This is a genomic window from Streptomyces sp. NTD91 (genome assembly GCF_059510455.1).
This window is the reverse complement of record NZ_JCAJZW010000046.1, coordinates 55,882-68,783: the sequence shown is the minus strand read 5'-3', so window position 1 is coordinate 68,783 and position 12,902 is coordinate 55,882. Positions and strand designations below refer to the sequence as shown.

General features: G+C 70.8%; 14 protein-coding genes and 2 pseudogenes. 11 read left to right on the top strand and 5 right to left on the bottom strand.

Annotated features, from left to right (window positions below; translation table 11 throughout):
* Positions 1-337 precede the first annotated feature (337 nt).
* On the top strand, positions 338-1,453 hold the full coding sequence (locus AC5WRT_RS32550) for a PP2C family protein-serine/threonine phosphatase (RefSeq protein ID WP_496100866.1): 1,116 nt from the start codon (positions 338-340) through the stop codon (positions 1,451-1,453).
* A 586-nt stretch (positions 1,454-2,039) separates the two neighbouring features.
* Here AC5WRT_RS32550 and AC5WRT_RS32545 read toward each other — a convergent pair.
* Together AC5WRT_RS32545 and AC5WRT_RS32540 are read right to left on the bottom strand one after the other, a co-directional pair.
* Positions 2,040-3,221 (bottom strand): glycoside hydrolase family 3 N-terminal domain-containing protein, encoded by a 1,182-nt coding sequence (locus tag AC5WRT_RS32545; protein WP_496100865.1) that lies wholly within the window; start codon positions 3,219-3,221, stop codon positions 2,040-2,042.
* Positions 3,222-3,639: 418 nt separating this feature from the next.
* Positions 3,640-3,795 (bottom strand): annotated as a pseudogene (locus tag AC5WRT_RS32540) (KR domain-containing protein); the annotation flags it as partial.
* A gap of 141 nt (positions 3,796-3,936) precedes the next feature.
* Between AC5WRT_RS32540 and AC5WRT_RS32535 the strand changes: the two are divergent.
* The 3 genes from AC5WRT_RS32535 (at position 3,937) to pspAB (ending at position 5,894) form a co-directional block, all read left to right on the top strand.
* Complete coding sequence (locus tag AC5WRT_RS32535) at positions 3,937-4,191, top strand: SCO2583/SCO2584 N-terminal domain-containing protein (RefSeq protein ID WP_496092394.1); 255 nt, start codon at positions 3,937-3,939, stop codon at positions 4,189-4,191.
* Between the two features lie 151 nt (positions 4,192-4,342).
* A complete protein-coding gene (gene htpX, locus AC5WRT_RS32530; protein WP_496092393.1) occupies positions 4,343-5,263 on the top strand; it encodes a zinc metalloprotease HtpX in 921 nt (306 codons plus the stop codon).
* Positions 5,264-5,309: 46 nt separating this feature from the next.
* Complete coding sequence (pspAB, locus tag AC5WRT_RS32525) at positions 5,310-5,894, top strand: PspA-associated protein PspAB (RefSeq protein ID WP_496092392.1); 585 nt, start codon at positions 5,310-5,312, stop codon at positions 5,892-5,894.
* A 16-nt stretch (positions 5,895-5,910) separates the two neighbouring features.
* Here the strand turns inward: pspAB and AC5WRT_RS32520 are convergent, their stop codons facing one another.
* On the bottom strand, positions 5,911-6,186 hold the full coding sequence (locus tag AC5WRT_RS32520) for a hypothetical protein (protein WP_496092391.1): 276 nt from the start codon (positions 6,184-6,186) through the stop codon (positions 5,911-5,913).
* A gap of 136 nt (positions 6,187-6,322) precedes the next feature.
* On the opposite strand from AC5WRT_RS32520, the gene AC5WRT_RS32515 reads away from it, so the two are divergent.
* On the top strand, positions 6,323-6,478 hold the full coding sequence (locus AC5WRT_RS32515) for a hypothetical protein (protein WP_496092390.1): 156 nt from the start codon (positions 6,323-6,325) through the stop codon (positions 6,476-6,478).
* Between the two features lie 52 nt (positions 6,479-6,530).
* Here AC5WRT_RS32515 and AC5WRT_RS32510 read toward each other — a convergent pair whose 3' ends face one another.
* Positions 6,531-6,845 (bottom strand): hypothetical protein, encoded by a 315-nt coding sequence (locus tag AC5WRT_RS32510; RefSeq protein ID WP_496092389.1) that lies wholly within the window; start codon positions 6,843-6,845, stop codon positions 6,531-6,533.
* Positions 6,846-7,065: 220 nt separating this feature from the next.
* On the opposite strand from AC5WRT_RS32510, the gene AC5WRT_RS32505 reads away from it, so the two are divergent.
* Positions 7,066-7,434, top strand: a complete 369-nt coding sequence (locus AC5WRT_RS32505) for an ArsC/Spx/MgsR family protein (RefSeq protein WP_496092388.1) — start codon at positions 7,066-7,068, stop codon at positions 7,432-7,434.
* Between the two features lie 119 nt (positions 7,435-7,553).
* Positions 7,554-8,261, top strand: a complete 708-nt coding sequence (locus AC5WRT_RS32500; RefSeq protein ID WP_496092387.1) for an SCO2207 family protein — start codon at positions 7,554-7,556, stop codon at positions 8,259-8,261.
* 3 nt (positions 8,262-8,264) lie between these two features.
* Here AC5WRT_RS32500 and AC5WRT_RS32495 read toward each other — a convergent pair whose 3' ends face one another.
* Positions 8,265-9,122, bottom strand: coding sequence for an alpha/beta fold hydrolase (locus AC5WRT_RS32495; RefSeq protein WP_496092386.1), 858 nt, complete (start codon positions 9,120-9,122; stop codon positions 8,265-8,267).
* Between the two features lie 81 nt (positions 9,123-9,203).
* Between AC5WRT_RS32495 and AC5WRT_RS32490 the strand changes: the two genes are divergently transcribed.
* From AC5WRT_RS32490 to AC5WRT_RS32475, 4 genes and pseudogenes are all read left to right on the top strand, one after another.
* On the top strand, positions 9,204-9,686 hold the full coding sequence (locus AC5WRT_RS32490) for a MarR family winged helix-turn-helix transcriptional regulator (RefSeq protein ID WP_496092647.1): 483 nt from the start codon (positions 9,204-9,206) through the stop codon (positions 9,684-9,686).
* A 133-nt stretch (positions 9,687-9,819) separates the two neighbouring features.
* Positions 9,820-10,851, top strand: a complete 1,032-nt coding sequence (gene glnII, locus AC5WRT_RS32485; protein ID WP_496092385.1) for a glutamine synthetase — start codon at positions 9,820-9,822, stop codon at positions 10,849-10,851.
* 372 nt (positions 10,852-11,223) lie between these two features.
* Positions 11,224-11,783 (top strand): annotated as a pseudogene (locus AC5WRT_RS32480) (winged helix-turn-helix domain-containing protein).
* Between the two features lie 66 nt (positions 11,784-11,849).
* Positions 11,850-12,899, top strand: coding sequence for an NAD-dependent epimerase/dehydratase family protein (locus AC5WRT_RS32475; RefSeq protein WP_496100864.1), 1,050 nt, complete (start codon positions 11,850-11,852; stop codon positions 12,897-12,899).
* The last annotated feature ends 3 nt before the right edge of the window (positions 12,900-12,902 follow it).

Genomic DNA, 12,902 nt, shown 5'->3' with positions numbered 1-12,902 from the left:
CGCGCGCACCACGAGGGACGGCGGGTCAGTCGTCACCCTCAGCCGCGCCGCGGAACGTCCCTGCCCAGTGGCGGAGACTCGCCCCGATCAAGCCGGGCCCACATCCACAACGCTTGTGACCTGCCACACATAACCCCGCATGCCCGCATATGCCCGTTTTAATTGATAGAACCATCAGAACCGAGAATATGATCAATTAGAGACGGAGCAGCACATGACCTTCACGTTCCGCGACCCTGCGTGTACGGCTCCGGGTTGCCTGCAGGAGCCACACCTGATGCATCACCGAGCAAGGACGTCACTCGTTCACTCGCGCACCTTGCCGCAACCACGATCCGTGCTGACAGTCGCCTTGCTGTTCATTCTGGCGATCACGCTCATCGATCTTCAGGTGCCTGGCGCAGTTCATCTCGGCGACTTGCTGATCATGGTGCCTGCACTCACTTCCTGGTACGCGAGCTACCGGGTGACCTCACTTGTCGCCATCATGGCCGTGTCGGCTTTGATGGCCATCTTCCTGGTCCGCCAATCGGTGAACCCGCCACAGGCGGCTGCCCTCATTGCGACCTCGGTGGCCGTCGTGATCGCCCGGTACCTGACGGAACACGGACAGCGAAAGCTGGTCCAGCTGCGCGCAGTCGCCGAGGCCGCGCAACGCGCCATACTGCCTCCCCTCCCCCACCGACTCGGCCCCCTTCGCCTGGCCTCGACGTACCTGGCGGCAGAGGACGAAGCACGCATCGGCGGAGATCTCTACGCCGCCGTGCGCACGCCCACGGGGACACGGTTGATCATCGGCGATGTTCGAGGCAAGGGCCTGGCGGCGGTCGGCACCGCTGCCCACACCATCAGCACGTTCCGCGACGCCGCCCGCCGGCTGACCACGCTGCTGGAACTCGCCGCCTACCTGGATTCAAGTGTCCGCAGCAACGCATCCGAAGCAGTGAGCCCCGAGCAGGCCGAAGAGGCGTTCGTCACCGCCACTCTCCTCGAAATCCCCGACGCCGAGCCCCTCGTGCGGAGCGTCACCTGCGGACACCCCCCGCCGCTACTCCTACGAGCGCACGACGTCGTGTCCCTGGAGGCCGACCAACCCGGGCCCCCGCTGGGACTGGGCGCATTGACGCAAACCACCTACCACCTCGACACCTTCACCCTACGCGCCGAAGACACCCTCCTCCTCTACACCGACGGTGCCATCGAAGCCCGCAATACCGACGGCGCGTTCTACCCGCTCGCCGAACGACTCACCCACCAGAACCACCGCCATCCCAGGGGACTCCTCAACCACCTCCGCGGCGACCTTCTCAACCACGTCGGCGGCCGACTCGACGACGACGCCGCCTTGATCGCAATCAAACGTCAACCCGCTGACGGCACAGCGGCATCGGTTGACCAATCGACCTGTGATGAGTGCGGCGTCTCGATGTCCTTGGTCACGCAGCACTGCTGACCCGGGGGAACGACCAAGTGCAGTACAGCAGTGCAGTACAGCAACCACCACGACCGCCACGGACCGCCAACGGTCCTTGGACCAGTTGACCAGCCCACCTGACCTCAATGACCATCCTGCCCATGGTTCGCATCGAGGGGCACACCACGACACCCCCGCTCGGGCCGTCTCTGGGCCGTGCGGGGGTGCTCAATGACAACCAACGCTGACAACCGTCGACAGCTAACTAAGCCGCAGCTCGCAGCGTTGATCGATTACCCGGCTGCAGGTCAGAGACCCGACCCTTCACTTCTTCGACGTGTGGTATCACCCCAGGTCAGAGCGGTCTTCCACTCCCCTGGGCCGACGGCTTTTCGGCTCCGGCTCCGGGGCCGGAGCAGGCTGCGCCGTCCTGTCGCTCTTGGAGTGCGGCCACTGGAGCACGGGGGCGGCTCGGTGGATCCCCAGCCGCGGACGTCCGGATCGACGGCGGACCCGGTCCAGGATCCTGGACCTGCGGGCGACCGGGCATCGGCAGCCTCGAACAGCCGGCCTGCGAGCGCTCGCCCTCAGGGAGCTTCTGCTGTGTCCAGCGCTGTCCTCGTGCTCAGGAACAGAGATTCACGTGCCGGACGGCCAGGACGTGCTCCGCCGCGTCGATGAGGCGGCTGCGGGCGAGATGCCCGCCGGCCACCGCACTGGTGATCGCGGTGGCGATCGAGGACGTCTGGGAGCCGACATTGCCTCCCAGGTCGAACATGACCATGTCGGCGCCGGAGCGCAGGGCCTGGACGGCGGCGGCGGGAATGCCGAAGCCTGCTGCGGAGATCGCCTTGGCGCTGAGCGAGTCGGTGACCACCAGTCCCTTGAAGCCCAGCTTGCCGCGCAGCTCGGAGTCGATGACGGTGGATGACAGGCTCGCCGGGACGGTGCTCAGGCCCGGCACGACGTTGTTGGAGATCATGACGGCCGGGGCACCGGCCTTGATGGCCGCTGCGAACGGCGGGATGCCCACCTTCTGCAGGGTGGACCAGGGCAGGGTGCGAGCGGCGCCGAAGTCGGAGTTGTAGCTGGAGCCGCCGAGGCCGGGGAAGTGCTTGACGACGGCTGTCACGTTGCCGGCGCGCAACCCGTTCAGGTACGCGACTCCGCTCTTGGAGACCACCGAGGAGTTGCCGCTGAAGGACCGCCATCCGACGGGGTTGGTGTGACTGGGGGCCGCGTTCGTGCCGTCGACGTCGACCACCGGCGCGAGGTTCATGTTGACCTGGTTGGCGGCCATCTTGGAGGCGACGTTCGAGACGTTCTTCTGGATCTCGGCCGGGGTCCAGTGCTTGCCCATGTACGCGGCCCAGGGCAGCGACCCGACGAGGTTCGCCATGCGCTGGATGCCGCCGCCCTCCTCGTCGGTCATCACCAACAGGCCGAGACGGCCTGGTACGTGGGTCTTCAGGGTGGTCAGCCGGGAGCCGAGGTCGGACGGCGCCTTGCTGCCGAACAACAGCACACCGCCCGCACCGGCGCTCACCTCGGAGGTGACGTCGGACACCGAGGTCTCCGACACCGGGACGGCGACGGTCAGCATCGCCAGTCGGCGGTTCGACCAACCGGCCAGCTTCGTGCCGTTGGTGCACGCGGTGGCGTCGGCAGTGGCGGTGAGGTCCGGACTGAAGGACGAGGGGGAATGGGAAGGTGCGGTGGACGGTGCGTGGGAGACGCCGGGGCTGCTGGAGTGCGGGGTCGTCTTGGGCGCGCTCGCGCCGCAGCCCGCCAGGAGCGTCGCCGCCACGGCAGCCGTGCCCAGTCTTCGTGCGTTCCTGGCCCTGCCGGGGAGCCGCGGCGGTGCTGCCGCGTTTCTGGGGTCACAGTACGACGGGAAAGCCATTGGCCGGCCTCCTTCGGGAAGTCGCGACGGTGCGCGTCGCGGTGAGGGCCGCATCCATATGAGCTGGGTGTGGGGACGTGTGAGATGTGTACGAACCCGTACTTACTGGCCCTTGGTCGGAGTGCCAGGATCTCGCGTCTGGGAGTCGAACGAAAGTCCAGCGAATGCGAGTGGGGTCGCCCCGGGCTCGCCTTGGCCGCGTCCGGGCCGGTCGGACCGGCAGTACCCTCGGTCCGCCGAGGTGATCGACCAAGGCGATCAGGGCACCGGCGGGCGGCGCATCGTCCCGTCCCCGCCGAACGCCCGGGCAGCCCGACCGCCGCACGGCGACCGCGGCGGCGGCGTAGTCGGCTCGCGCGGCCGAGGAGACCCGGCCGTCACCGGCGGCCCGGACGACCGGGCCGTGCTCCAGCACCGGGGCCAGGTTCTCGGTGTGGTTCTCGTGGTACCAGCCGTTGCGCGGCAGGCCGCACGGCAGGCGCCATTGGCCCCCGTCCCGGACGCCGCGCCGCCGGGACGCCGGGACGCCGGGGCGAGGGAACTTTTTCCCGCTTCCCGGACTTCCTCCTTCCGGGGGATCATCCTCCTGACCCTGCCGGACGAGAGAGGTTGAACGGGGATGACGGAGAAGGACGACTGGGAGCGCGAGTTCGATCACCGCTGGGCGAATGCCGCCGAACACAAGGAGCCCTCGGCACGGGCCCGGATGCTCGCCGCGCGCTGGAAGGACACCCCGCCGGATCCGGCGCCCTTCCGCGCCGACCCCGCGCCGGTGCCGCGCCGGACGTCGTGGGCGTCGACGGCCGTGGTCTTCGGCGCCGTGATCGCGGTCATGGTACTGATCGGACTGCTCCAGTTCGGCGCGTCCCGCTAGGGCGCGTTTCGAAAGTCCCGTCTGGTCCGCGACGGCCGGCCGACACACAGGTACGTTTTGCCGCCCCTAGGGCCGTTCGGGACCTGTTCATGGGCGTGGGCTGGTGCACACTGGACAGCGGGACGAGTGCCTGACTGCGGGGTGATGCAAGATGCAGAGCCGCTTCCGGAGCGATCGACGGCTGACCGTGCGCATGGGGCTCACCATGTTCCTGCTGGGTCTGCTGTACGTGGGCTTCATCGCCGCGCTGATAACGCTGCTGAGGTCCTGGGTGATGGTCGTCGTGGTGATCGGCGCGATGTTCGTGGCGCAGTTCTGGTTCTCCGACCGGATCGCCATGTTCGCGATGCACGGCCGGGTCGTGGAGCGCGAGGAGTATCCCGAGCTGCACGCGGTGGTCGACCGGCTGTGCGCGATCGCGGACATGCCCAAACCAGTGGTCGCCGTATCCGGCATGGACATGCCGAACGCGTTCGCGACCGGCCGGAACCCCGACCACGCCGTGGTCTGTGTCACCACGGGGCTGCTACGGCGGCTGGAGCCGGCCGAGCTGGAGGGCGTGCTGGCGCACGAGCTGTCGCACGTGGCGCACAAGGACGTCGCCGTGATCACGGTCGCGTCCTTCCTCGGTGTGCTCGCGGGCCTGATCGTGCGGTTCGCGTTCTACTCGTCGCTCTTCGGCGGGGGCCGCAGGGACCAGAACACCGCCGCGGTCTTCGCCGGGATCATGGCCGTCTCCGCCGCGGTGTACGCGATCAGCTTCCTGCTGATCCGAGCACTGTCCCGGTACCGGGAGCTGGCGGCGGACCGCGCGGCCGCGCATCTCACCGGGCGCCCGTCGGCGCTCGCCTCGGCGCTCACCAAGGTCACCGGGGACATCGCCCGGATCCCGACCAAGGACCTGCGCACCGCCCAGGCCTTCAACGCCTTCTACTTCACCCCGGCGGCCGGCAAGGAGCCCGGCATCGAGCGGATCTTCTCCACGCACCCGCCCCTGGAGGAGCGGCTGGAGCAGCTCGCCCGGATCTCGACGGAGCTGGGCGAGGCCACCGCTCCCGGGAAAGCGGGCTGAGCGGATGACGCCCGCGCGCATCGCACCGGAAAGGGCGGACTGAGCCTTGGGGCTGCTGGACATCCTGCTGGGCCGTACGAAACCCGTCGCGCCCGATCTCGACCAGCTCTTCGCGCTGCCCTCGGCGGCCGTGACCCTCGAGGTCGCGGCCGGTTTCCGGCCGACCGGGACCGGCGCGGTGTGCTTCGCCACCGTGGAGGGCGCGGCCTTCGAGCAGACCCACAGGGAAGTGCAGGCGCTCCTGGACGCGGACACCGAGCGCTCCGGCCCCCCGGTGGAGCTGCGCCGGGACGACTACGGCTACTCCTGGCTGGTGTCCGAGCGCAGCCCCGAGCAGCTGCCGGAGCTGGTCAGCGACCTGCACGCGGTGAACAGCGCGATGGAGGTCAACGGCTTCGGCCCGCAGCTGCTGTGCTCGCTGGCCGCCTTCACGGACGACGGCGGCCGCAGACTCGCGCTGGTCTACCTCTACAAGCGGGGCACCTTCTACCCCTTCGCACCCCTGCCCGGCACCGCCGAGCGGCGGGACAACGCGCTGGAGCTCCAGATGAAGGCGACCCTCGCGAACGACCTGCGCGTCGAGCAGGACCTGGGCCGCTGGTTCCCGGTGTGGGGCGCCCCCGGTCTGTGACCGGGGACGCCGAGGCTCACCTGCTCTTCTCGCGCTCCTGCCGGCGGGCCTCGAAGGGCCGCTCGCGGCGGTAGCGGCGCTCCCACTTCGCCTGCCGGTCCCGGCGGTCGCGGTAGGTGCGGTAGGTGTCCGGCAAGGGCGGGCTGCCCGGGCCGGCGGGCGGCGTGCCGGGGGAACCACGTCCGTGCGTCGCGTACAGATACAGCAGCGCGACGGCGGCGAGCCACCACAGGTGGTTTCCGAATCCGAGGATCACCAGGACGACGGTCCCGGACGCGACGATGCCACGCATGACGGACCTCCGTTGGGGTGAGTGTGGCGGGGGTGGAGCGTGTCGGCTTCGTGCCGTTTGTTCAGCGTAGGGAGCCCGTCACGGCGCCCGCATCCGGTTTTCCGTCCGGCGCGGGTCCGCCATGAGTGAACGGACCATGAGCGAACTGACGTATTTCACCCACGACTTCAACGGCGAACGGCGCAGCGGCGTGCACACCGGCGCACCCGGCCGGGCCACCGCGATGGCGCTGCACGGCGCGGGCAACGGCGGCAAGGAGCGTCGGGACCCGCCGGCGGCCGCGCCGGCCTGAGCGCGCAGCGGTGTGCCCCGCCGACGGGCAGGGCACCCGCTGCCGGTCGGTCTCAGCAGCTGTAGCGCATGAACGCCCGGACCATGCGGCAGGTGGTGTCGGACGGAGGCCGCATGCCGATGTCCTCGGCCGTGCTGCGGATGGTGTCGTCGTGGGCCTGGGACGGGAGATGGACCCCGGAGTCGAGCAGGGCTATGGCGAGCCGCATGGCCTTCAGGCGGCGGTTGTGCGCCACGTACCACTCCCGCGGCCGCCCGGCCGGCAGCGGCCGCTTGATCACGGGCTCGTACGGCGAGTCGAACAGAACGGGGTGCTGGGCGGTGGACTGGGTCCGGGACGGCTTCGGCTTCAGGGCGGCAGCGGGCACAGGCATCCTCCTGTCGCGGTCAGGGCCTCGCCGGACAGTCCGGCGACACCCTCGAACACTGCTTCCAGTCTACCGCCGGGCACTGACAATCACAGGAGCGCATGGTTGAACAAAAGCCCATGTGAAGACGGGAGTTGAGGCCGTGCCGCAGGGGTGCGGGGAGGTGCTGCCGGGGCGTCGGGAAATTCGAACAGAGTGGGTAGCCGGTACCGTGTCCGGCATGGAAATCTGGATCAACCCGGCCTGCTCCAAGTGCCGCAGCGCCCTCAGCCTGCTCGACGCCGAGGGCGCCGAGTACACCGTCCGCCGCTATCTCGAGGACGTGCCGAGCGAGGACGAGATCAGGGCCGTACTCGACCGGCTGGACCTGGAGCCGTGGGACATCACCCGGACCCAGGAGGCCGAGGCCAAGGACCTGGGCCTCAGGGAGTGGGCGCGGGACGCCGCAGCGCGGGACCGGTGGATCACCGCGCTCGCCCAGTACCCCAGGCTCATCCAGCGCCCGATCATCACCGCCGACGACGGTACGGCCCTGGTGGCCCGCTCCGAGGACGCGGTGCGCGAGGCCCTGTCCCGCGACAGGAGCTGAGCGGCCCCCAACTCGACTGTGACCCAACCCACTTCGCCGATTCCCGCAACCGCTGAGTAACCCCGTTCGGTATCTCGTACATAGCGGCGTACGCTCCCCTACCTCTTCAGGAGGCGCGCATGTCGCGCAGGAGAACTCTCGGCACGAAGAAGAAGATCGCACTGCTCGTCAGTGCCGCGGCGGTGGCGGGCGGCGGGGCCTTCGCGCTGGCCACCACGTCCAACGCGGCCCAGCCGGCGAAGAACGCGAAGACGCTGTCAGCCGCGGACTCGTCGACCGTCTGCCAGGGACTCGCCACCGCGCTCGGCAACAACCAGCGGTTCATCGCGGGTCAGCAGGCGAACCCGGACGCCCAGTCGGCGGCCCGGATCGCCAACCGGCAGGCGGTCATCAAGCAGATCGAGGTGCAGCAGAAGGCGGCCGGGTGCACGGTTGGGGAGTCGGCTCAGGGCTCCCAGTCCGGGCAGCAGGGCGCCGGCGGGCAGGGTGCCGGACAGCAGGGATCCGGTCAGCAGAGCGCCCAGCCCTCGCAGTCGGCCGCCGCGGGGAACAACGGCGGTGGCGGTGCCGCCGCCTCCGGGCAGCAGGTGTGCCAGGGCTCCACCGTCACGCTCTCCGGCGAGGGCGGCGCCCCGGCCGCCTCCAGCAACCAGTTCCCGGCGGGTACGACGCTGAAGGTGACCAACCTGGACAACAACAAGTCCACGACGGTGAAGGTCACCTCCGTCTCGGGCAGTTGTGTACTACTCAACAACGCGGCTTTCGAACAGGTCAGGGAACCCGGCAAGTTCCTCATCCGGCACGCCCGGATCGAGAAGGTGGGGTGAGGATCAGGGACCGGTCAGGAAAGTGGTGAGGTGGCGGGCCAGGGCATCCGGTGCCGCCTGCGGCAGCGCGTGGTGCGAGACGTCCGCAAGCGCGGCGGTCTCCACGCGCGGCAGCAGCGCCGTCGCCCGGGCCGCCACCTCGTGGGCCCCGTGGGTCCTGCTGTTCGCGGCCACGAGCAGCAGGACCCGCGCGTCCAGGGCCCGCAGCGCGTCCGGCGCCGGGCGCGGGCCGGTCACCGGCTTCGCGGCCGGAAAGCCGGCGGCAGCCTCCTGGAGTGCGAGCCAGTGAGGGTCCAGGGGTGCTCCCGAGGTCTCCCACTCCAGGAAGGCGCGGACACGGCGGGGCGTGGGCCGCAACAGCATCGGCAGGGCGCGCAGCAGATACGCCGCCTTGAACCCGGCGAAGCACTGGGTCGGGTCCAGGAGGAACAGGCGGCGTGTCCGGGCGGGGGCGCGCAGGGCGTGGTGGAGGGCGATCCACCCGCCGTACGAGTGGCCGCCCAGGTCGGCCGAGGCGGCGCCCACGCCGTCCAGGACCGCGTCCAGCCAGATCGTCAGGTCGGCGACCGTACGGGGGTGGCGGTCGCCGGCCGGGACGCTCAGGCCCGGGGCGCCGATCACGTCGACCGCGTGCACCCGGCGTACCCGGGCCAGTTCCGCGACCTGGGCGTACCAGGAGACCGAGGTGGCTCCGCCGCCGCCCGGGAGCAGGACCAGCGGGGGCGCGTCGCGGGGGCCGCAGGTGTTGACACGGGTGTCGCCGAAGGGCGTGGCGACGGTCAGAGCCTCCCGGTCCGCGGGCCATTTCGCCAGGACCCTGTCGTATGCGACCCGAAAGGCCTCGCTGTCGTATCCGGTCACGGCACCGCCCCCTGTTGTCTCGTTGAGCGAGATATTCACTCAACGAGACAACAGCTTCGGAGGCCCCGCGTGCAGCCCGAGATGGAGACCGTCCACCTCCTGCGTGCCGTCGCCGTCGAACTCGGGCCGCACAGCGCCCGGTTCGCGCAGGCGAACGGCATGCACCCCACGGACGTACGGGCCCTGATCGCGCTCATGGACGCGCGGCGGGCCGGTGAGGAGCTGACCGCGGGGCGGCTCGGGACGATGCTCGGGCTCAACTCGGCGGGTACGACCGCCGTGCTCGACCGGCTGGAGCGGGCCGGCCATGTGCGCCGGGAGCGCGGTACGCAGGACCGGCGCAGGGTCGTCGTGACACTCCAGGAAGCCGCCGTGGACCTCGGGTGGGCCTTCTTCGGGCCGCTCGTCGCGTGTTCGGCCGCATTGCTGCGCGGCTACGACGACCACCAGCGGGCCGCGGTCCGGGACTTCCTCGACGAGGTGCGGCAGGTCGCGGCGCAGGGAGCCCATACCCCGCCCGCCGGCGCCTCACAACGTGAGCCGGGACACAGAACGTCCGGGTAACACGGGGTTCACGCACGGGCAATGGACGGGAAACCGCCTGTTGACAGGCTGCCCGGCAGATCGAGCGGCGCCCCAGTGCCGCAGCGCCGCAGCACCCGCACCGAGTGCGCCCGACCCCCGAAGGATGGCCCCCGTGACCTTCAAGGCTGAGTACATCTGGATCGACGGCACCGCTCCGACGGCGAAGCTCCGCTCCAAGACGAAGATCATCACGGGTGCCTTCGCCGGTCTCGAGTCGCTGCCGCTGTGGGGCTTCGACGGCTCCTCCACCAACCAGGCCGAGGGTCACTCCTCGGACTGCGTGCTCAAGCCGGTCTTCACCTGTCCGGACCCGGTCCGCGGCGGCGACGACGTCCTGGTGCTGTGCGAGGTCCTGGACACCGACCTGGCCCCGCACCCGTCCAACACGCGGGCCGCGCTGGCCGAGGTCGCCGAGCAATTCGCCGCCCAGGAGCCGATCTTCGGCATCGAGCAGGAGTACACCTTCTTCGACGGCTCCCGTCCGCTGGGCTTCCCCGAGGGCGGCTTCCCGGCCCCGCAGGGCGGCTACTACTGCGGTGTCGGCGCCGACGAGATCTTCGGCCGCGAGATCGTCGAGGCCCACCTGGAGAACTGCCTGAAGGCCGGCCTCGGCATCTCCGGCATCAACGCCGAGGTCATGCCGGGACAGTGGGAGTTCCAGGTCGGCCCGCTCGCCCCGCTGGAGGTCTCCGACCAGCTGTGGGTGGCCCGCTGGCTGCTGTACCGCACCGCCGAGGACTTCGGCGTCTCCGCGACCCTCGACCCCAAGCCGGTCAAGGGCGACTGGAACGGCGCGGGCGCGCACACCAACTTCTCCACCAAGGCCATGCGCGAGGGCTACGACGCCATCGTCACCGCGTGCGAGTCGCTCGGCGAGGGCTCCAAGCCGCTGGACCACGTCAAGAACTACGGCGCCGGCATCGACGAGCGCCTGACCGGCCTGCACGAGACCGCCCCGTGGGACAAGTACTCCTACGGCGTCTCCGACCGCGGTGCCTCGGTGCGCATCCCGTGGCAGGTGAAGAAGGACGGCAAGGGCTACATCGAGGACCGCCGCCCGAACGCCAACGTCGACCCGTACGTGGTGACCCGCCTGCTGGTGGACACCTGCTGCACCGCGCTGGAGAAGGCCGACCAGGTCTGACCCGCCCCGCTTGCGCGAGGGGCGCCCGCCGTCGTGGCGGGCGCCCCTTCTGCATGGTGTGCCGCCGTCTCGCCACGCCGTGTCCGGCCTGGTGACGTTCCGTCCGCATGCCGGGACGACGTCTCGCACAGGGGCCTGTCCGGTGCCGGTGTCTGCTTCAATGGGCCCATGGACGGCTTTCGGAAGACCATCGCGACGGGTCGCCGTGACCTCGAGCCCTTCTGGCCTTCCCGTCAGCACCACGACTTCGACCGGATGTGTTGCCGCGCGGTGAACGCGCGGGCCCTGTGAAGCCGTACTCCCCGGCCTTCGGCCAGCGCGAAAAGACGCACGTCCCGTGACGACCACCGCGCGCGAAAGAGCTGGCCTCTCATGGCGATCACCCGTTCCCTGACCACCCCTTCCCCCGGCGGCACCCGGCACCGGCTGCGCGCAGTCGACCGGGACGAGGCGGTCGACATGGCCGACCTCCTGCCGCCGGGCGCCACCTGGCTGCCCGCGCCGCAGCACACCCTGCCCGCCCTGCCCGGACAGCCGCCCATGGTCGGCCACCTGGTGCTGGTCCCGGCCGACCGGCGGCCCCGTTCCTGCCGGTCACGGTGCAGGACCAGGTGGAGCAGGCGCCCGGGACGGGCCCCGAGCCGCTGGTCCGGATCGACCCCGTGCGCCGCACCGCCGGCGTCGACGGCCGCGAACTCGACCTCACCTACCTCGAGTTCGGACTGCTGGCGCACCTGGTGGCCCATCCGCACCGGGTGCACACCCGCGACCAGCTGGTCACCACGGTGTGGGGGCACGGCCATGTCGGCGACGGCCGTACCGTCGACGTGCACGTCGCCAGGCTGCGCCGCAAGCTGGGCGCCGAGCACCGGCAGGCGATCCAGACGGTGCGCCGGGTCGGCTACAAGTACACCCCGCCGGCCGGGCGCTGACCGCGCCCGCTCTGCCCTCGGCAGAGTCCCGTACCGCAGCGCGCCCGGAGCGGGCACGATCCCGGCATGAGACTTCTGGTGCTGGGCGGTACGGAATTCGTGGGGCGGGCCGTCGTCGAGGCCGCGCTGGGGCGGGGCTGGGAGGTGACCGTCTTCCATCGAGGACGGCACCGACCTCCGCCCGTCGTACGGTCGTTGTTCGGCGATCGCACCGCCCCGGACGGCCTCGCCGCGCTCGCCGCGGACGACGGCTCCTGGGACGCCGTGGTCGACACCTGGTCGGCCGAGCCGCGTGCCGTGCTCGCCGCTGCCCGGCTGCTGCGGGGCCGCGCCGGGCGGTACGCGTACGTCTCCAGCCGGTCCGTGTACGCCTGGCCCTGGCCCTCGCTGGACGGGCCCGACGACGCCGGAGCGCTGGTCGAGGGCGCCGCCGACGCCGGACCGACCGACTACGCCCGCGACAAGCGGGGTGGCGAACTGGCCGCCGTCGAGGCCTTCGGCGCGGCGGACTCGCTGCTGGTACGGGCCGGGCTGATCCTCGGCCCGCACGAGAACGTGGGCCGACTGCCCTGGTGGCTCACCAGGATCGCCCGAGGCGGCCCGGTGCTGGCCCCCGGACCGCGCGAGCTGCCGGTGCAGTTCATCGACGCCCGCGACCTGGCCGACTGGGTCCTCGGTGCGGTGGAACAAGGGCTCAGCGGGCCGTACGACCTGATCGGGCCGCCGGGCCACACCACCATGGGCGAGCTGCTCGACCTCTGCGTCCGCGTCACCGCCTCCGACGCCGAACTGCGCTGGACCGGCCGGGAGGCGATCCTGGCCGCCGGGATCGAGCCGTGGACCGACCTGCCGGTGTGGGTGCCGCCGGACAGCGAGCTGTACGCGGGCGTGCACCGCACCGACGTCTCCCGGGCGCTGGCCACCGGCCTCGTGTGCCGGCCGGCCGCGGAGACCGTCGCGGACACCTGGCGCTGGCTCACGGAGATCGGCGGCACGGCACCGCTGCGGCCGGACCGGACGGCCCCGGGCCTCGATCCGAAGGTGGAGGCGAAGGTCCTGGCCGGAGGCCGGGGTGTATCTGGCACCACCCCCCAGGAGGGGGCCTCGGGCCAGTGACCG

What these genes read in the sequence shown, in the direction of transcription:
- AC5WRT_RS32535 (WP_496092394.1), top strand. Translation starts at nt 3,937, where the DNA reads ATGACGGAGAAGGACGACTGGGAGCGCGAGTTCGATCACCGCTGGGCG.
- htpX (WP_496092393.1), top strand. Translation starts at nt 4,343, where the DNA reads ATGCAGAGCCGCTTCCGGAGCGATCGACGGCTGACCGTGCGCATGGGG.
- AC5WRT_RS32520 (WP_496092391.1), bottom strand. Translation starts at nt 6,186, where the DNA reads ATGCGTGGCATCGTCGCGTCCGGGACCGTCGTCCTGGTGATCCTCGGA.
- AC5WRT_RS32515 (WP_496092390.1), top strand. Translation starts at nt 6,323, where the DNA reads ATGAGCGAACTGACGTATTTCACCCACGACTTCAACGGCGAACGGCGC.
- AC5WRT_RS32505 (WP_496092388.1), top strand. Translation starts at nt 7,066, where the DNA reads ATGGAAATCTGGATCAACCCGGCCTGCTCCAAGTGCCGCAGCGCCCTC.
- AC5WRT_RS32500 (WP_496092387.1), top strand. Translation starts at nt 7,554, where the DNA reads ATGTCGCGCAGGAGAACTCTCGGCACGAAGAAGAAGATCGCACTGCTC.
- AC5WRT_RS32490 (WP_496092647.1), top strand. Translation starts at nt 9,204, where the DNA reads ATGGAGACCGTCCACCTCCTGCGTGCCGTCGCCGTCGAACTCGGGCCG.
- AC5WRT_RS32475 (WP_496100864.1), top strand. Translation starts at nt 11,850, where the DNA reads ATGAGACTTCTGGTGCTGGGCGGTACGGAATTCGTGGGGCGGGCCGTC.